The 18,494-nt window shown below is 43.7% G+C and carries 12 protein-coding genes; 9 read left to right on the top strand and 3 right to left on the bottom strand.

Annotation, left to right across the window (positions count from 1 at the left end; translation table 11 throughout):
- Positions 1–12: 12 nt before the first annotated feature.
- Positions 13–468 (bottom strand): MarR family winged helix-turn-helix transcriptional regulator, encoded by a 456-nt coding sequence (locus tag G5B06_RS02640; protein WP_180201242.1) that lies wholly within the window; start codon positions 466–468, stop codon positions 13–15.
- Between the two features lie 257 nt (positions 469–725).
- Between G5B06_RS02640 and G5B06_RS02635 the strand changes: the two genes are divergently transcribed.
- On the top strand, positions 726–3,203 hold the full coding sequence (locus G5B06_RS02635; RefSeq protein WP_117998137.1) for a glycoside hydrolase family 2 protein: 2,478 nt from the start codon (positions 726–728) through the stop codon (positions 3,201–3,203).
- A gap of 21 nt (positions 3,204–3,224) precedes the next feature.
- On the opposite strand, the gene G5B06_RS02630 is transcribed toward G5B06_RS02635, so the two are convergent.
- Positions 3,225–4,424 carry a helix-turn-helix domain-containing protein gene (locus tag G5B06_RS02630; RefSeq protein WP_117943789.1) on the bottom strand — a complete coding sequence of 400 codons (1,200 nt, stop codon included), beginning with the start codon at positions 4,422–4,424 and terminating at the stop codon, positions 3,225–3,227.
- 230 nt (positions 4,425–4,654) lie between these two features.
- On the opposite strand from G5B06_RS02630, the gene G5B06_RS02625 reads away from it, so the two are divergent.
- The 4 genes from G5B06_RS02625 (at position 4,655) to G5B06_RS02610 (ending at position 12,779) form a co-directional block, all read left to right on the top strand.
- A complete protein-coding gene (locus tag G5B06_RS02625) occupies positions 4,655–7,294 on the top strand; it encodes a glycoside hydrolase family 3 protein (protein ID WP_117943790.1) in 2,640 nt (879 codons plus the stop codon).
- Between the two features lie 77 nt (positions 7,295–7,371).
- Positions 7,372–10,119: an alpha-L-rhamnosidase gene (locus G5B06_RS02620; protein ID WP_117943809.1), complete on the top strand. Its 2,748-nt coding sequence runs from the start codon at positions 7,372–7,374 to the stop codon at positions 10,117–10,119.
- Between the two features lie 97 nt (positions 10,120–10,216).
- On the top strand, positions 10,217–11,617 hold the full coding sequence (locus tag G5B06_RS02615; protein ID WP_117943791.1) for an MFS transporter: 1,401 nt from the start codon (positions 10,217–10,219) through the stop codon (positions 11,615–11,617).
- Positions 11,618–12,515: 898 nt separating this feature from the next.
- Complete coding sequence (locus G5B06_RS02610) at positions 12,516–12,779, top strand: hypothetical protein (RefSeq protein WP_173762038.1); 264 nt, start codon at positions 12,516–12,518, stop codon at positions 12,777–12,779.
- 71 nt (positions 12,780–12,850) lie between these two features.
- Here the strand turns inward: G5B06_RS02610 and G5B06_RS02605 are convergent, their stop codons facing one another.
- Positions 12,851–13,444, bottom strand: a complete 594-nt coding sequence (locus tag G5B06_RS02605) for a 50S ribosomal protein L25 (RefSeq protein ID WP_173762052.1) — start codon at positions 13,442–13,444, stop codon at positions 12,851–12,853.
- Between the two features lie 532 nt (positions 13,445–13,976).
- Here G5B06_RS02605 and G5B06_RS02600 point away from each other — a divergent pair.
- The 4 genes from G5B06_RS02600 to G5B06_RS02585 all read left to right on the top strand — a co-directional run bounded on the left by G5B06_RS02600 (position 13,977) and on the right by G5B06_RS02585 (position 18,401).
- Positions 13,977–15,122, top strand: coding sequence for an ABC transporter ATP-binding protein (locus G5B06_RS02600; RefSeq protein ID WP_173762053.1), 1,146 nt, complete (start codon positions 13,977–13,979; stop codon positions 15,120–15,122).
- Positions 15,123–15,124: 2 nt separating this feature from the next.
- Entirely contained in the window at positions 15,125–15,988 is an 864-nt protein-coding gene (locus G5B06_RS02595) for a carbohydrate ABC transporter permease (protein ID WP_173762054.1), read from the top strand.
- On the top strand, positions 15,988–16,905 hold the full coding sequence (locus tag G5B06_RS02590; protein ID WP_173762055.1) for a carbohydrate ABC transporter permease: 918 nt from the start codon (positions 15,988–15,990) through the stop codon (positions 16,903–16,905). The genes G5B06_RS02595 and G5B06_RS02590 overlap by 1 nt, the downstream gene beginning before the upstream one ends.
- Before the next feature lie 134 nt (positions 16,906–17,039).
- On the top strand, positions 17,040–18,401 hold the full coding sequence (locus tag G5B06_RS02585) for an ABC transporter substrate-binding protein (RefSeq protein WP_148445455.1): 1,362 nt from the start codon (positions 17,040–17,042) through the stop codon (positions 18,399–18,401).
- The last annotated feature ends 93 nt before the right edge of the window (positions 18,402–18,494 follow it).

Below are 18,494 nucleotides of genomic sequence, written 5' to 3'. Positions count from 1 at the left end.
TTCCTTTACAAATTATTTGTCTGAGTTCTGTTGCTGCATTTTGAATGCATTTTTTGCATTTTCCATCAGTTTCCGGTTCAAAAATTCCAGCTGCTCTTCCTCTTCTTTGGAAAAACCATGGAAAAGCTCTGTACGGAATGTCTCCTTTATCGTATCAATCTCATTCGTGATTGGAATTGCATCCGGAAGCAGCTCAAGATGAATCCTTCGCCGGTCATTTTCATCCGGAATCCGTTTCAGTAAAGATTTTTGAATCAGCAGTTCTACAGCCTGAGAGACATTTCCCTTGGAAAGCATCCGTAGTTCTACGATGTCAGCAGCTGTGTCACGACCCGGATTATTATAGAGAAAACTGATGATCGTTGTCTCAATCAATGTCAGCTTATGCCGTCTGCATATTTCTTTCAGCATACATTCGTACAGTTTGTTCAGTTGCCGGAATTGTACAAGAAAATGGGTTGAATTCATTATCCAAAACTCCTTTTGTGTTCAGATACAGAATGATTCGATTGAGTTCAACCAAAATGTATCACAGAACAGTTTTAAATAAAACAGTTCTAAAAAGAACTTTTAATTGTAATCATACGCACAAAAAGAGATTTGTCAAGAATAATTTGAAAAATTGTGTTACAAAATTATAATAATAAATTTATATTTATAATACGGAATACTCTTCAACTGTTAGAATAGTAAAAAAATGAACAAGCTGCATTAGGGAGGTCCGAATGAAAAAAATATCTTTAAACAAGAATTGGCAGTTTGCCAAAGGAACCATAACAATGATGGAGTTAATGATGGGAGACGCAGGAAATATAGAAAATATTGATTTGCCCCATGATGCCATGATTTATCAGGAAAGAACTCCGGCAACTGCGAATGCACATCAGACAGGATTTTATCCGGGCGGTGAATATACATACATGAAAAAGTGGGAGATTCCGGAAGCGTGGAGGGGATGTACAGTTGTTTTGGAATTTGAAGGTGTTGCAGATACCTGCCGTATTTATATGAACGGGGATCTTGTAACAGAGCATGTGAATCCATATACAGGTATTTTTGCAGACGTCAGCGGTTATCTGAAGTATGGCCAGGAAAATGAACTGAAAGTAGAAGTATGCAGTATAGAGCAGTCCAGCCGCTGGTATAGTGGTGCGGGGTTATACCGTTCTGTGTATGCATGGGTGGGAAAGACTGTGCATATTCCTGCCCAGGGGGTGCGTGTTACAACAAGAGAAGCTGACTGTGAGGCGGCAGTCGTGGAAGTAGAGGTTCCAATCTGTAATCGGGGAATGGTTTCCGAAACGGTACAGGTGGAAATTACATTGACCGGACCGAATGGGGCAGAAGCAGCCGCAGAGCACATACCGGTAACTGTTTTTGGAGAAAGCACGCAGATGTGCTGTCAGTGTTTGCTTGTAGAGCATCCTGCATTGTGGAGTGATGAAACACCAAATCTATACTCCTGCCGGATTACAATTTCTGAGGATGAAAATCCGATAGACAGTGTAAATATTTCAACAGGAATCCGTACACTTCGGCTGAATGCAAAACATGGTCTGTTGGTGAACGGTAAACCAACGAAACTGAGGGGGACTTGTATTCACCATGATAATGGGATTATCGGAGCGGCAACATTTCCAGATGCGGAGTATCGGCGTTGCCGCCAGATGAAGGAAGCCGGATTTAACGCTCTTCGAAGTGCACATCATCCGATGAGTAAGGCAATGCTGGATGCCTGTGATAAGCTGGGCGTGTTGGTGATGGATGAACTGAGTGATATGTGGACTCGGACAAAGAATCCCCATGACTATGCAAATTATTTTCCGACACATTGGAAGCAGGATGTGTGGGACATGGTGGAAAAAGACTATAATCATCCATGCGTGATTTTGTACTCGACCGGAAATGAGATTCCGGAGGCGGGCACTCAAAAAGGGGCAGAATGGAATCGGAGGATTCATGCAGAAATGAAACGGCTGGATGCCACACGCTATACGACGAACGGAATCAATGGTCTGATGGCAGGAAATGACCGAATGGGCGAAATTATGTGCCAGGCTACAGGGATGACTCCGGAGCAGCTTGAAGCGATGCAGCAGCCGGATGAGCAGAAGCGTGGAGGCGCAGATGAAATCAATGGGATGGCTGAGGTTATGGTGGGACCGCTGGCAGATGCGATTGCCACCAGTCCGATTCTGGAAGAAATGATAGGAGAATTTGCTGCGGCAAATGACATTGCCGGATATAATTATCTGACGGCATTACATGAAGAAGATCACATACGTCATCCGAATCGGGTTGTGCTTGGCACAGAGACTTTTCCGGCGGACATTGTTCATTTGTGGGATATCGTAAAGCGCAATCCACATGTGTTAGGAGACTTTACATGGACCGGATATGATTATCTGGGAGAGGCCGGATGCGGTATATTCCATTATAATGGAGGAGTGAATTTTTCAGCGCATTGGCCGGACAGACTGGCAGGTATCGGTGACATTGATATTCTTGGTGATCGTAAACCAATCAGTTATCTACGGCAGGCAGTATTTGGAATTGGCCATGCACCATCTATCGGTGTACTTCGGATGGATAAGGCAGGAATTGAAGTCGGAAAAACACCGTGGATGTGGAAGGATAACCTTGCAAGCTGGACATGGCCGGGATATGAAGGGGAAACAGCAAGTGTGGATGTTTATGCCAATGCAGATGAGGCAGAACTGTTCTTGAATGGGGAAAGTCTGGGACGAAAGTCGATTGGCGGAGTATATGTTGTGACGTATGAGGTACCTTATCATCCGGGAAAGCTAGAGGCAGTCAGTTATCTGAACGGAGTGGAGGCAGGCCGGGCTGTCTTACAGACAGCAGGGAAAGCGGTGAAGCTTAAGGTTGAAGCCGACCGGAATGAACTTCCTGCTGACGGAGAAAGTCTTACTTTCGTAAAAATCAGACTGGAAGACGCAGCAGGAAATTTCAATCGTCGGGAAAGTGCAGCAGTTACAATTAAAGTAGAGGGATGTGCTGCATTGCAGGGATTCGGAAGTGCAGACCCGAGCTGCGAAGGAAGTTACCAGTCTCATACATGGAATACCTATGACGGCAGTGTAATGGCAGTAATCCGGGCTGCAAAATGTTCGGGGAAGGCAGTCGTAACCATTTCAGCGGTAAATTTTGCAGAAGAAAAACTCGTTCTGAACATCAAATAGAAAGATGCCCCGCCTGATATATTAGTAGATTTTGTGGGTCTGATTCCGATACTGTGTCGGAGTCAGACCATATTTTTTCTTAAATACAGTCTGAAAGTAAGACTGACTGGAAAAACAAAGATAGTTACTGATTTCGCTTAATGTCTTATCCGAATATGTCAGGAGACTTTTTGCCTCTTCCAGCTTACACCGCATAATGAAGCTGCAGACATCGAAGCCGAGCTCTTTTTTGAACTTGTTTGTCAAATAAGAGCGGCTTCTTCCGATATGCTCAGCTACATCGCCAACCTGAATGGATTCGTTGATGTGGTGAGTAATAAACTGAATACACTCAAATATTTCCAGAGACATTCCCTGAGGAATTTTATTTTGCGAAACCCGTTCCGTAAAATCAATCAGCATAGAATAAGACAAGGTTTCAATGTGGGAAATATTCTGCAGCTTTTCACATTCACGGATATATACATCGGCAAGCTGGTAAGCCTGTTCCATATCCATTCCTCCGGCAATGGCACTTCTTGTAACAATTGCAACAGTTGTAATGAAAACATTCTTTTCCTGCCGGAGGGAGTTGTCAGCCATAAGACCACCCGATAATTCGGAGGGGGTGTTTAACAATGTTTTCATTTTTTCGACGTCTCCATTTTGAATATACTGCAGAAGTTTCTGTTCAAACTGGTAGGTATTATGAAAATGCTGTTCTTCCTTTGCATTCATCACCTGATTGGAATGTACATTGGAAAACTCGCTGATGCTGCTTGTGTTTTCCAGATTAAAATGCTGTCCAACAGAAATATATTCATCGTTGAAACACAGGTGAAGCCAGGCAAGTGTCTGGAGAAACTGGTTAAAGGAAATCTGAGGAATATTGACCAGAAATTGGAGTATATCCGGTTTGTGTTCCTGACTGATTGCCCATTCCTGCATGAAAGTGCGAAGTGTAAGATCTGAAATAGGTGTGCTGAATACAGGGCCAATGATGATTACGCAATCAGCATGCTCCGGCTTTATATAACCATAATAGCCGAAGGACTGCGAGATAAAATAGTCCGGGTTTTTTGTGAAATGTCGGAAACCGGACAGGATGCCTTTAAAAACAGACGGATCTTCCAAAATCGAAGGAAAGGAACAGTCATTGTCGGGTGAAGCGTGGTAATAGCCAATCGGTATGGAGGTTGATGCATAAAATAATTCACAAAATGCCTTTAAATCAGTAATCATGGAAGACTCCTCCAGGTAAAACCGTACTTTTAAACTCTCTTTGAAATGGATGTAATACTAATTATAAGGTGTTCTATTTATAAAAACAAGGACAAAATTGAAATATTGTAATCAATATTGTAATACAAAAATTATATGGTTTGATATTTTATTTTATAGATAACTCGTAACTGTGAGGGTACTGAACAGTTACGATAACTCAATGAAAGTATTTAAAAGGAGAACTCAACATGGGAATGGAAGATTTTTGGGAACAGCTTCCGACAGGAAAAGAAGATAAACCATTGCTTTTTGAAATGGGACCGCTGGAGTACGATTTTCATGATATTGACGGATTGTATTTTATGCTGGATCGTCGACTATCCGGCTGTCTGCTTATGATGTGGGCAAAGCCGATGAATCCGGATATTCAGGGAACCGTCACCTTAGATAGCAGGGTGGTATCCGGCTGTATCAACCAATATATGGAAGTTATGGGAAATATGTGGGTGCTTGGAATTCCGCTTCGGGGACTTGTGACAGAGTACGGTCGGGAATATCAACTTCACGTGGAAGGTTTTGTGGACATGGATGGGAATGAGATGAATCCGCAGGATTTTACGGTCAGAGGTGTGGAAAAAGTGAAACCGAAGCCGGAAGATGCAGCACATGAACAGATTGCACTGGAAGCCGCCAGGGAGGGAATCGTTCTTTTGAAAAATGAGGCGGAAGTTCTTCCACTGAAGAAGGGAACGGTATTGAATCTGTTTGGCAGAGGTATTCACGAATTTCGTATCGGAGCAGTGGGGGCAGGCAAAATCAATCCTCGCTACAGTGTTAATTTTGTGGAGGCTGTCAGGGAAGGAGAAGCTTATTCACTGAATGAAGAACTGGTTGAATTTTACGGCTGTGACAGGGATGAGATACCGGAGGACGAGATGTTGATGCGTGCAAAGAAATTGTCCGATACGGCAATCGTGTTCCTGACACGTGCAGCAGGAGAAAACCAGGATGCTTCCACGGCGAAAGGGGAATACTATCTGAGCGAGGCTGAAGAAGCACTTATTGCAAAAGTAACGGATACATTTGCAAAGACAATTGTGGTTTTAAATGTCGGATATCCGATTGATGTGACATTTGCAGAAAAGTATGCAGTTGCAGGACTTATATATTCGGGATTTGGTGGAATGCTTGCAGGACCGGCACTTTCGGATATCCTGAGCGGGGCTGTAAATCCGTCAGGGAAGCTGCCGGATACATGGGCAAAGGATTATTTTGATATTCCGTCGTCGAAAAATTTCTATGACTGTGTAGATAAAACACGTCTGACAGCAGATGAAAATATATATGTGGATACTTGTTACGAGGAAGACATTTATGTGGGATATCGTTATTTTACAACATTCAGGAAAAAAGTGGCGTATCCGTTTGGCTACGGATTAAGTTATACAGAGTTTTGTATCAGGCAGGAGAATATTCGATTTGACGGGGAAGTACTGGAACTGGATGTATATGTGAAGAATGTCGGGGAAAAAGCCGGAAAAGAAGTTGTTCAGGTTTATGTAGGCAAACCGGAATCAGAACTGGAGCAGCCGGAAAAAGAACTGGTATTCTTTGAAAAAACAAAGGAACTGCTTCCGGGAGAGGAACAGAAGATTCCTGTTCATGTTCCGGTGAAAGTATTGACTTCATATTCGGAAGAAAAAGCGGCGTATATTTTATCAAAAGGATATTACCGTATTTATGTGGGAAACAGTATTGAAGCAGCGGAATGCGGCGGATTCGACGAAGAAGAAACAAGAATAATCAAACAGGTAACCAATCTGCTTTGCTGCGATTACAAATTTACAAGATTATCCAAAACAAATCCGGATGATACATGGCCGACAGGAGCGCATTCCGGAGTGGTCAAAAATAAGTTGACATTTTTGCCTTATGAGAAGAGGAAACATTATCCTGCAAAGTTTGATATGGAGAAACCGGAAGAGAAGGTAACATTTGATGCTGTAAGAAAAAATCCGTCACGTGCGGCTGAGTTTGTGGCACAGATGTCACCGGAGGAACTTGCCCGCATCAGCATCTGTGCCTCGGCAGGGTGGGGAATGGAAGGTATCGGTGAGGCAGGTCGTGTATTTCAGACAGAAGGATATGATTTGCCGGACTTTCCGGTGAGCGATGGAAACAGCGGAGTCAATCTGAACATCAAAAATATTGGAATGCCGTCAGGCGTTACAATCTGTGCTTCGTTCAATAAAGAATTATCGGAAGCAATCGGGTGTGTAATCGGGGAAGAAGCGAAGGCATTGGGCATGCCGCTGGTTCTTGCACCAGCATTTAATATTCACAGAAATCCGCTAAATGGACGACAGCCGGAATATTTTTCGGAAGATCCGTATTTGTCCGGTGTCATGGCCGGATTTTATGCAAAAGGATTGGAAGGAGCCGGGATCGGAAGCTGCTATAAACATTTTATCGGGAACAACTGTGAATCTTCCAGAAAGCGAAATCAGAGTCTGATTTCCGAACGTGCAATCCGGGAAATTTATTTCCGAACTTTTGAATATGCGATGGATGTTCATATGCCAGCCAGCTTTATGACGGCGTATAATGCGGTAAACGGCTGCCCGACAGCAGCGGATGAAGAACTTCTACAGGGGCTTCTCAGAGAAGAAAATGGGTTTGCCGGTTTTGTAATGACGGATTGGACAACCTATGACAGTGTAGATGTGGCAGCAATGGTACAGGCGGGAAACTGCTGGATTACGCCGGGCTCTAATGATGATACATATACCGGTCAGATAAAGAAAGGATTGGAGAACGGTACCATAGACATGGCAAGACTTCAGGAGAATGTTACCGCTCTGATTCGTACAATGGCAAAATTTTCGTAACTGTTCAGTACCCTCACAGTTACAAATTTTCATAGAATAGAAAGAATCAGAAAAACAAAAAGAGAGAGGAAATGCATATGATTCGTGATTTGACAATAGAATACAGAAAAAATCCGATAGGAATCGATGAGAAACCACGTTTCTCATGGAAGTTGGAGAGTGAAAAGCAGGATGTTGTGCAGACAAACTACCAGATTCAGGTTGTCAGCGGAGGCCGGCTTATGTGGGACAGCGGCCGGGTGAAAAGCGACCAATCCGTTCTGGTGCCATATAAGGGTGCTGCATTGAAAGAGATGACTGTTTATCAGGTGCAGGTCAGTGTATGGGATAATTACGGAGAGCTGGGACAGGTGACAGGAAACTTTGAAACCGGTTTGATGAGAGAAGAAAACTGGAATGCAAAATGGATTACCCATACACTTCCGGCTGAAGAGACTGCATGTCCGGTATTTGTCCGCAGCTTTTCTCTGGACAGACCAGTGAAGAGAGCAAGGCTGTATGCGACTGCCTGTGGTGTATATGAGGCATTTATTAACGGAAGGAAAACAGGAGACTTGTTCCTGGCTCCGGGCTGGACATCTTATCATCACCGACTGCAGTATCAGACTTATGATATTACGGAACTCCTGGAAAAAGATAATGAGATTACGGTTACTGTAGGAAACGGGTGGTATAAGGGAGAACTCGGGTTTGATGCAAGACCAAATCTTTACGGCGACAGAACGGCTTTGCTGGCAATGGTGCGTATCGAGTACGAAGACGGGGAAATTATCTGCATCGGCACTGATACGGACTGGCATGTGGAAACAGGAGAAATTCTGTTTTCCGAGATTTATCACGGTGAGATACAGGATTATACAAAAGAAAGAAGGCAGGTAGGAAAGGCAGTTCTGTTTGAACATACGGATGATATCGGGCAGATTGTGGCGCAGGAATCCGAGCCGGTCCGGGTAACGAAACGGTTTGATGTAAAGGAAAGGATCGTGACTCCAAAAGGAGAATTGGTGTTTGATTTCGGACAGAATATGGCAGGACTGGTAGAAATACGACTTCCAAAACTTATTGGAGACAGATTAGTTATTCGATATGCAGAAACACTGGATAAAGATGGAAACTTCTATACAGAGAATCTGCGGACGGCAAGATGTACAGATACATTCGTATACGGAGAAAAGCAGGTGGGAATGCTTGTGATGCCGCACTTCACTTTCCACGGATTCCGTTATATTTGTGTGGAAGGCGCAGGAACGGAAACAGAGGCATCGGATTTTACGGCATGTGCAATGCACACAGACATGCAGCCGACAGGAACATTCACATCCGACAACACGTTGGTTAACCAACTGCAGAGTAATATACAGTGGGGACAGAGAGGCAACTTCCTCGATGTTCCGACAGACTGCCCACAGAGAGATGAACGGTTGGGCTGGACCGGAGATGCACAGGTATTCTGTGGCACAGCCTCCTATAATTTCCACACGGCATTATTTTTCCGAAAATGGCTGCGGGATATGGCAGCAGAGACCACTCCGGAGTGGGGCGTACCTCATGTTGTTCCGAATATTCTCGGAAATCAGGCGGGAGCAGCGGCATGGAGCGATGCTGCGACAATCATTCCGTGGACGATTTATAAGGTTTACGGGGATAAAGAGATGCTTGCGGAGCAATTCCCGATGATGAAGAACTGGGTGGATTATATACATGCGAGAGTCTCGAAAAACGGATTGTGGCAGAGTGGATTCCAGTATGGAGACTGGCTGGCGCTGGACATAGAATCCGGAAGCACCGACCGGACAGGCGGAACGGACAAATATCTGGTGGCAAATGCTTATTACGCATATTCGACCAGGATTGTGCGGGATGCTGCGGATGCATTGGGGTATGCAGAGGAAGCAAAAGCATACGGTGACTTATATGAAAAAATAGTAGAAGCCATTCATGTGGAATACGTGACAAGAAGCGGACGAATGGTCAGTGAGACACAGACAGCCTGTGTGCTGATGCTGTACTTTGACTTGATAAAACCGGAATTTCGTAATCGGATTTTGGAGACATTGGAGTTAAATATCGGGGCACACCATAATCATCTGACGACAGGTTTTGTGGGTACACCGTATCTGTGTCATTGTTTGTCAGAAAACGGTCTTCACGGGTTGGCGGATGAAATCTTTATGAAAGAGGATTTTCCGGGCTGGCTCTATGCAGTAAAGAAAGGCGCAACGACAATCTGGGAGCGTTGGAATTCCATTCTGCCAAATGGGGATTTTGACGAATCAGGTATGAACTCCCTGAACCATTATGCGTACGGTTCGATTGGAAGCTGGTTGTACGAAAAAGTTGCAGGAATACGCTGTATGGAACCGGGATATAAGAAAATACGGATTCAGCCGACGCTGACAAAGGGAATGACAGAGGTGTCCGCAGCTTATGAATCCATATATGGAACAATCGTAAGTGCATGGAGCTGTAGAGAAGGAAAAATCTGTGTGGATGTGCAGATTCCGGTGAATACAACGGCTGTTATCCAGCTTCCGGAGAAAGAAGCGGAATTTACGGTTGGTTCCGGCAGATATCATTACGAGTACAAAACGGATACAAATCTGAAATTCGAGAAATATTCGTTGGAGTCAACACTCGGAGAGTTGGTCGCCGAAGAACTTGGCCGCAATATGTTTGAAGAAATGATGCCGGGAATGCTGGAAGACCCGCTGATTCAGTTTGCATTGTCCATGACCATATCCGATCTGCTTGTGCAAGATGCGCAGGCAAAGCCAATGTATCTGGCAGTCATTGATGCGCTGAACGCTACAAATTCAAAATTATAAAAATTAAGCTAAAATTAAAATACAGACAAATAGGAATGTGATATTTTAAGCTTACAAGATATCAAGGAAATGTGATACGAAATGAAGGAGGGACACAATGAGTAAAAAACCATTAGGAAAGGACAAATTTGGCGTTCAGAAAGTAATGCGCGTGAAGGATTACTTCGGAGATGCTACGGGACAGTTCGCATTGAATGCGATGTCCACACTGGTAGGACAGCTTACATACTTCTATACGGATAAGGTTGGCATGGCTGCTGGGGCGATTGCAACAATGTTTATTGTCTGTAAGATTATTGACGCATTTACAGACCTGATTATGGGAAATATCATTGACCATACAAAACCGGGAAAAGAAAAATATCGTCCGTGGCTTTTGAAAGCGGGAATTCCGGCAGGTATTGTAATGGTTCTGATGTTTACGGTGCCGAAAATAGGAGATATGGGACAGATTATTTACGTGACAATAACGAACATTCTTCTGACAGCAGTATTATATACGGCAATGGCAATCCCTTATAACTCGCTTATGACCGTTCGTACGAACAGCCAGGAAGAACGAGGCATCATGGGAACATGGAGAGCGGCGACCGGTTATGTGGCAGGTATGATATTTGCAATCTGTATGATTCCGATTACGAATGCACTGGGCGGAAACCAAAACGCATGGATTAAATTTGGCTTTATCATGGGAATTATTGTAATACTGGCAGCCTTGATTTGTTATGCAACAAGCCGTGAGACAGCAACAGAGGCAGGAGCGGTAGTAGAAGCGAAAGAAGAGGATGAAGAAGTGATTCCGTTTAAGGAAGCGCTTGGAAAGCTGTTCCACAACAAATACTGGGTGATTGTTCTTGTGGTGAATCTGCTCTCATGCATTATATATGGTCTTACAGCGGGTGCGGGAGTATATTACTGTAAATGGATTTTCGGCAATGACAACCTGGTCGGCGTTCTCGGAGGAATCGGAATGATTCCGACCCTGTTAGGATTCATATTTGTAGGACCGATGATTAAGAAACTTGGTGTTGTGAAAACGCTGCTGGTGAGCTTTGCAATGGGTGCAGGAGCAAATATACTGCTTCTCTTCACAAAAGACATCTTTTTCTGCTACGCATTATTCGGAAGTATTACAACATTTGCAACCATTCCGATGATGTGTCTGGTTGGAGTTATGACGGCAATGTCAATTGATTATAATGAATATAAATATGGTGTAAGAATGGTAGCAACCTCCAACAGTGCATCCAGCTTTGGCGGTAAAGTGGGAAGCGGGCTCGGAACATCTATTATCGGCTGGTTCCTTGCGGCAGTCGGCTATGATGCTGCACTGACTGCAGCGCCGGCAGCTACAAAAATGGCAATTTACGGATTCACTATTGTAACACCGTTAGTGATATTTGTTATTATGTTTATTCTTGTAAGCAAGTTTGATCTGGAAAAAACACTTCCTGCGATGAAAGAAGAAATTGCAAAAAGAAAAGCACAGAATGCCTAAAAAAACGCCAAAAAGCTTCCTGTATAATTTAAATAGGTCAAGAGATTGACAAAAAAATACCTCAAGTAAAATTAGATTATTACTGACCGGCAAGTTGGTAAAATCTAACGAATACAAGAGGTATCTACAATGAATATTAAAGGTTCAAAGAAGAAAAATCAAGTTTTATCAGTAAATAAGAGATTCAACAGTAACGGATTTTATTCAGTGTATTGAGTGTGAATATAGCAAAAATTGCCGCTTAGTTTAGCAGACTGGGGCGGCTATTTTTGTGTCTTATTGCTTCCTATTGTGTATCCGAGACTGAAAGCTGTCAAGTATAGGCTAATAACAGCAATCAGACCTTCAAGCGTCAACATTGGCATCCCCTCCTTTAGCAAGATTTCCGTCAGCCGAGCTGGGGATTTCTATGTAATCGGAGGGGTGCTGAGTGCCGGTGGCACTCGTTTAGCACCGACCGTAACGGAGTGTAGACCACAGTCCCTCCGTAGAAGGACTAACCGCCTACCGTGTAGGTAGCACCCATAGAACGATCATAACAACCTGTGAGTGTATATGCAATCCTAAATTTGTTTTTATTGAGTGTTCACCAAAGAAGTTGTGATAACAGTATGATAACAAAATAATTCAAAATCAGAAAAACGCTCCGGATTTCCGGCTGAAAATGATAATAAAAAGACAGAAATATACGAAAAAAACGTCTTAATATGCAAGACCGATACCGCGAGGGTGGACGTACTGTAGGATCAGGACGTGTTGCTACAATCATCGAGTAATCACTGATTAATATATATTGAGTACCGCAAGGTACATGTGTCCAAACGTAAGATACCCCGGAACCGTAAGGTTTCCGGGGTTTTTCTGTTGCTTAAAGTATGATAAAATATGGAAAAAACGAATGGAGAAGGAAAGTAAACAAAGAAAAAAGTATATTTTATCACAAACTATGGAATTTGATGATTCCCATTGTTCTGCAGAATCTGATGCTGGCGCTGGTGGCGGTGGCGGACGCGTTTATGCTTGGGGGAATGGATCAGAATTATATTTCCACTGGCCTGTAGTGGTGATCTATGCATGTACCTGTATTGATGAAGTAGGAAAACTTCCATGGGTGCTGCATCATTTCCGGAAGTATAAATGGGTGAAGGATTTAACACGATAGTACTTTATATGTAAATATACAAAAATGCCCCGGAGCAATCACGCTCCGGGGCATTTTCATGTAGTGGATTTTTATTTCGTTTCAGCCTCAGCATCTTCAGCCTCTTCGTCTTCCTCTGGAGCGGCTGCGTACTCACCGATATGAACAACAACGGCATCCTCAGGTGTGATGAAGTGTACCTGTTTGCCTTCCGGAATCGGGAGGTCTTTTACATGGATGTCACGGACATCTGCAGGATAGCCGTCGAAGTCGATGACGATAGTATCCAGCAGGTTGGCAGGATCTGCTTTGTAATGAACTTCTTCTATTTCCTGTTCAACAATACCCTGAACCATATCGGTGTGCTCCAGTTTGATAGCTACGGTTGTGGATACTTTTTCACCGGCAACCAGAGCCTGGAAGTCCAGAGCCATCAACTGTTTCTCAATTGGATTATAATCAATGTTCTTTACCAGGGCATCGACTTTTTCGCCTTCGATGTCCAGATAAATCTGAGTTCCTTCTTTATTTGCTTTAATGAATTTTGCGGCCTCGGCACCATTGAACTGAAGTGCTACTGGCTCTTTCATTTCTTTTCCACTAAGAATTCCTGTGACGTAACCCTCACGTCTTAATTTTTTAGCCTTTACATTCGGGTTTCTTTTCTCTGCTTTCAATGTGATCATGTCAAATTCCTCCTCCTGATGCATGGATTCCGGTAATGTTGCTGTTCGCGCTGTTCGCAGTAACACGAATTCTGCATTTCTTTTCTGACTGGGATTATTATAGCACTTCTCAGGCTAAGTGGCTAACAAAAAGTTAGAAAATTTGAGAGAAATATTTTGTATTGTTTGACTTATACACGAAACTTCAAGAGTAAAATTAGACAAAAACATAGCCGGAATTTGAGATTTTACAGAAAAAATTAAAACAACATGAAAAATTGCACAAATTAAGCGGCAATGAAAGCCCCAAAGTTGCCATTTATTTTGGGCAGAGATGAGTAGTGAATGCAAAATCTGATTTATTAGCCTGGTTCAGGAATGGAAAGATAAGGCAGAAATTTTACCCAGGAGAAAGAATTTAACGGAATTGCATATAATTTCCGAAATAATTTAACACATACTTCACAATCACTTAGCGTAACTACGATATCTGAATATCCGGAAAACTTCTATACTAAGAACCATGCGAGCGAGGAGAGAAAGGAGATAAGTGATGTCAGAAATTGCACTTAGAAATGTATGTAAGCAATTTGATTCGGAACATTACGGTGTAAAGGATTTTAACCTTGATATACATGATAAAGAATTTGTAATCTTCGTAGGTCCGTCCGGATGCGGAAAATCCACAACCCTGCGTATCATTGCAGGCCTGGAGGAAATCACAGACGGTGAGCTGTGGATCGACGGAGAACTTTCCAATTATCTGGAACCAAAGGAGAGAGGAATGTCCATGGTATTCCAGAATTATGCTTTATATCCAAACATGACAGTTTACGGAAATATGGCCTATGCCCTGAAGATCCGCAAAATGCCAAAAGACGAGATTGATAAAAAAGTCCACGAGGTGGCAAAGATCCTGGAGATCGAGCAGCTTCTTGACCGGAAACCGGCAGCTCTTTCCGGTGGACAGAAACAGCGAGTTGCCATCGGAAGTGCTATTATCCGGAAGCCGAAAGCCTTCCTGATGGATGAGCCGCTTTCCAACCTGGATGCAAAACTCCGTGCACAGATGCGAGTGGAGCTTGTGAAATTACATAAACAGCTGGATACCACCATTATTTACGTAACACACGACCAGACAGAGGCCATGACTCTTGGGACTAAGATTGTGGTCATGAAAGACGGTCTGATCCAGCAGGTAGGAGCACCGCAGAGCATTTACGGCAATCCAGTGAATCTCTTTGTGGCAGGTTTCCTGGGTTCCCCGTCCATGAACTTTTTCCAGTGTACCGTAAAAGCAGAAGAAAACAACCGCACAGCCCTTCTTCTGGATGACGCAAAAACTGTAAAAAAAGTTTATTTGGATGGTACCAGGGGAAAACAGATCGCAGACAAATACAACGGCAGACACGTGATCCTGGGAATCCGTCCGGAAGATATTTACGAACTTGATGAGGCAAAAAAACTTGGGATCGAAAAGGACAGCGTAAATGTGGATGAGCCCGTAGTAAACCGGGAAATGCTGGGAGCGGAAGTAATCCTCTATTTTGATGAGCAGGGCAAAACCCTGGCAGTACGCCTAAATCCGGAGAATCAGACCCAGGTTGGAGAAAAAGTTTCCTTATATTTTGACATGGATAAAGCCCATGTGTTTGATCCGGAAACCGAAGAAAATCTTTTTTACAGGGAGGAGAAATAATCATGGGAAATAACAGCAAAAGTAAGATCACACCGTACTTATATCTGGTACCCTGTATGCTGATTTTTGGAGTTTTCCTGTTTTATCCGTTTGTAAAAACAATCTATTTAAGTTTGTACAAAACAAACAAAATGGGCCAGGCAAAACTGTACGTTGGCCTGGACAACTATAAAGAACTGATTCAGTCCGCATCCTTTATCAACAGCCTGAAAGTAACCCTGATCTTCGTTCTGATCGTGGTGGTCGGTGGCATGCTTCTTGGCCTGATTGCCTCAGTGCTCTGTAACAAAGCATTTCCGGGAATCCGGGTGTTCAGTACTTCCTATGCGCTGCCAATGGCTATCGCATCCAGCTCCGCGGCAATGATCTTCCAGATCATGCTTCATCCGGCAGTTGGTATTGTAAATAAGCTTCTTGGTCTGGACATCAACTGGCTGAACGATCCGAACACCGCACTGATCTGTGTGGCAGTTCTCACAGCATGGCTGAACAGCGGAATCAACTTCCTGTATTTTTCCGCAGGACTTGGAAACATTGATGAGACCATTTATGAGAGAGCTTCCGTAGACGGAGCCAGCAGTGTGCAGCAGTTTTTCAGCCTGACACTTCCGGGACTTTCCCCGATCATGTTTTACACACTGGTAGTAAATATCATTCAGGCCTTTCAGTCTTTCGGCCAGATCAAGATCCTGACAGAAGGCGGACCAAATGAGTCTACCAACGTAATCGTCTATTCCATTTACAGGGACGCATTTTTCAACTACCGGTTCGGAAGTGCGGCAGCCCAGTCTGTGATCCTGTTTATAATCATCATGATCATTACACTGATCATGTTCCGTATTGAAAAGAAGGGAGTAAATTACTGATGAGTCAGATGGAAAATGTGGCAGTTCCCGCTGTGGGAAATCTGTCAAAAGAAGAACTTCTGAAGCTGAAAGAAGCCATGAATGCAAAAGCACTCACAAAGAGAAGAGCAAGAACCGCCCTTTGTGTGGCTGCCAATGTGGTGTTTGCGGTTCTGATTCTGCTTCCGCTGCTTTACGCCATCAGTATTGCGCTGATGCCTTCTAATGAACTGTTTACTACAGAGTTAAATCTCTTTCCCAAAAATCCGACCTTTTCCAACTTTATCAATGCATTCCGCACCGTTCCGCTTCTCCGTTTTATTTTGAATTCCTTTATTATGGCGGGATGCATTACCATCGGACAGATCATTACCTGTTCTCTTGCTGCTTTTGCGTTTTCTTTCCTGGAATTCAAAGGAAAAGGTATTCTCTTCATGGTCGTGATGGCAACCATGATGGTTCCAGGAGAGGCAACGATCATTTCCAACTACCTGACCGTATCAAGCTGGGGAATGCTGGATACTTACCAGGTACTGATCGTGCCTTACCTTACATCCGCAATGGGAATTTTCCTGTTCCGTCAGTTTTACATGACTTTCCCGATCTCATTGTATGAATCGGCAAAACTTGACGGTTGCAGCAACCTGAAATTTATCGTAAAGATCCTGCTTCCGCTGACAAAATCCGCCATCGGAGCCATGGCAGTGTACACTTTCATCAATGCATGGAACATGTACATGTGGCCGCTTCTGGTAACCGGTTCCAACAATATGCGAACCGTTCAGATCGGTATCAGTATGCTGGACAGCGTAGATTCCCAGTCCATCACTCTGATGATTGCAGGTGTAGTCATGATCATTATTCCGTCTATTTCCATCTTTATCATTGGACAGAAACAGCTGATCCGTGGAATGTTCTCAGGAGCAGTCAAAGGCTGATCCCGGAGCGGACAATAATCCCGGAGCATTTTTTCCGCAGGGGAAAAGATATTGCAGCGCCGTAAGGCCTGCAGTTCATCTTATATAGAAAGAAGAAAGAAAAAAAGAAAATTTTTCAAGAGGAGAAAAAAGTTATGAAGAAAAAAATCATCGCAGCTTTTCTTACCGCAGCAATGACCATCGGTTCACTCTCCGGAGTGACTGTATTCGCCGCAGATGCTTCCACAGATGAAAACGTGGAGATGGCAGACGCTTCCGACGTAGACGGAACAACCATTACTTTCTGGCATTCCATGGGTGGTGTCAATGGCGAGGCAATTGATACACTGGTAAAAAAATTCAACGATGAGAATGAATATGGAATTACTGTAGACGCTCAGTATCAGGGCGAGTACGATGACTCCCTGAACAAACTGAAAAGTGCACAGATCGGAAACATGGGTGCAGATCTTGTACAGGTATACGAGATCGGAACAAGATTCATGATCGATTCCGGCTGGATTGTTCCCATGCAGCAGATGATCGATGCAGACAATTACGACGTATCTGAGATCGAGCCAAACCTGGCAGCTTACTACACCATCGACAATGAGCTGTACTCCATGCCATTTAACTCATCCACACCGATCATGTATTATAATAAGGATATGTTTGACAAAGCAGGCATCACAGAAGTTCCTGACAGCCTGGAAGGAATCGGTGAGATCGGACAGGATCTTCTGGACAAAGGCGGCGCAGGTGAGGTAATGTCTCTTGGAATCTACGGATGGTTCTTCGAGCAGTTTATTGGAAAACAGGGCCTTGAGTATGCGGACAATGGAAACGGACGTAAAGATGCTGCAACAGCCGTAGCTTTCGATGAGAACGGCGCTGCAAAGAACATCCTTACAGCATGGAAAGACCTTAACGACAAAGGTTTCGCACCAATCGTAGGAAAAGGCGGCGATGCAGGACTTGCAGATTTCTCCGCAGGAAAAGCAGCTATTACACTTGGTTCCACAGCTTCCCTGAAACAGATCCTTCAGGATGTAAACGGAAAATTTGAGGTTGGTACCGCATACTTCCCGAAGATCAAATCCAGCGATGAGGGTGGTGTTTCCATCGGTGGTGCATCTCTCTGGGCACTGAACAACAACGATCCGAAAAAACTCCGTGCAACATGGGAATTCGTAAAATTCCTCATTTCTCCGGAATCCCAGGCTTACTGGAACGCACAGACCGGATACTTCCCTGTAACAGTAAAAGCTCAGGACGAGCAGGTATTTAAGGATAACGTTGCAAAATATCCGCAGTTCCAGACAGCTATCGACCAGCTCCACGATTCTTCTGCAGACTATGTAGGTGCTCTGTTAAGCGTATTCCCGGAGGCAAGAGCTACTGTGGAATCCGAGATCGAGAGCATGCTCAATGGAAAAGAAGATGTGGATACAGCTGTGAAAAACATGGCAGATTCCATCAACAAATCCATCGAAGAGTATAATCTGGTGAACGAATAATTGTAAAAAGCGCGAAAATTGAAAAAGAAAAATAAACAGAAACAGATAAAAATCCCTGGAAAAATTCCGGGGATTTTTGCCATATTTACAGAG

The organism is Blautia luti, assembly GCF_013304735.1.
Lineage (GTDB): Bacteria > Bacillota > Clostridia > Lachnospirales > Lachnospiraceae > Blautia_A.
This window is presented reverse-complemented; position numbering and strand designations above follow the sequence as displayed.

Bases quoted from the DNA above. Each gene is read 5' to 3' on its own strand.
- G5B06_RS02630 (WP_117943789.1), bottom strand. From the start codon at position 4,424: ATGATTACTGATTTAAAGGCATTTTGTGAATTATTTTATGCATCAACC.
- G5B06_RS02585 (WP_148445455.1), top strand. From the start codon at position 17,040: ATGAAGAAAAAAATCATCGCAGCTTTTCTTACCGCAGCAATGACCATC.
- G5B06_RS02610 (WP_173762038.1), top strand. From the start codon at position 12,516: ATGGAGAAGGAAAGTAAACAAAGAAAAAAGTATATTTTATCACAAACT.
- G5B06_RS02605 (WP_173762052.1), bottom strand. From the start codon at position 13,444: ATGATCACATTGAAAGCAGAGAAAAGAAACCCGAATGTAAAGGCTAAA.
- G5B06_RS02635 (WP_117998137.1), top strand. From the start codon at position 726: ATGAAAAAAATATCTTTAAACAAGAATTGGCAGTTTGCCAAAGGAACC.
- G5B06_RS02590 (WP_173762055.1), top strand. From the start codon at position 15,988: ATGAGTCAGATGGAAAATGTGGCAGTTCCCGCTGTGGGAAATCTGTCA.
- G5B06_RS02595 (WP_173762054.1), top strand. From the start codon at position 15,125: ATGGGAAATAACAGCAAAAGTAAGATCACACCGTACTTATATCTGGTA.
- G5B06_RS02620 (WP_117943809.1), top strand. From the start codon at position 7,372: ATGATTCGTGATTTGACAATAGAATACAGAAAAAATCCGATAGGAATC.
- G5B06_RS02600 (WP_173762053.1), top strand. From the start codon at position 13,977: ATGTCAGAAATTGCACTTAGAAATGTATGTAAGCAATTTGATTCGGAA.
- G5B06_RS02615 (WP_117943791.1), top strand. From the start codon at position 10,217: ATGAGTAAAAAACCATTAGGAAAGGACAAATTTGGCGTTCAGAAAGTA.
- G5B06_RS02640 (WP_180201242.1), bottom strand. From the start codon at position 468: ATGAATTCAACCCATTTTCTTGTACAATTCCGGCAACTGAACAAACTG.
- G5B06_RS02625 (WP_117943790.1), top strand. From the start codon at position 4,655: ATGGGAATGGAAGATTTTTGGGAACAGCTTCCGACAGGAAAAGAAGAT.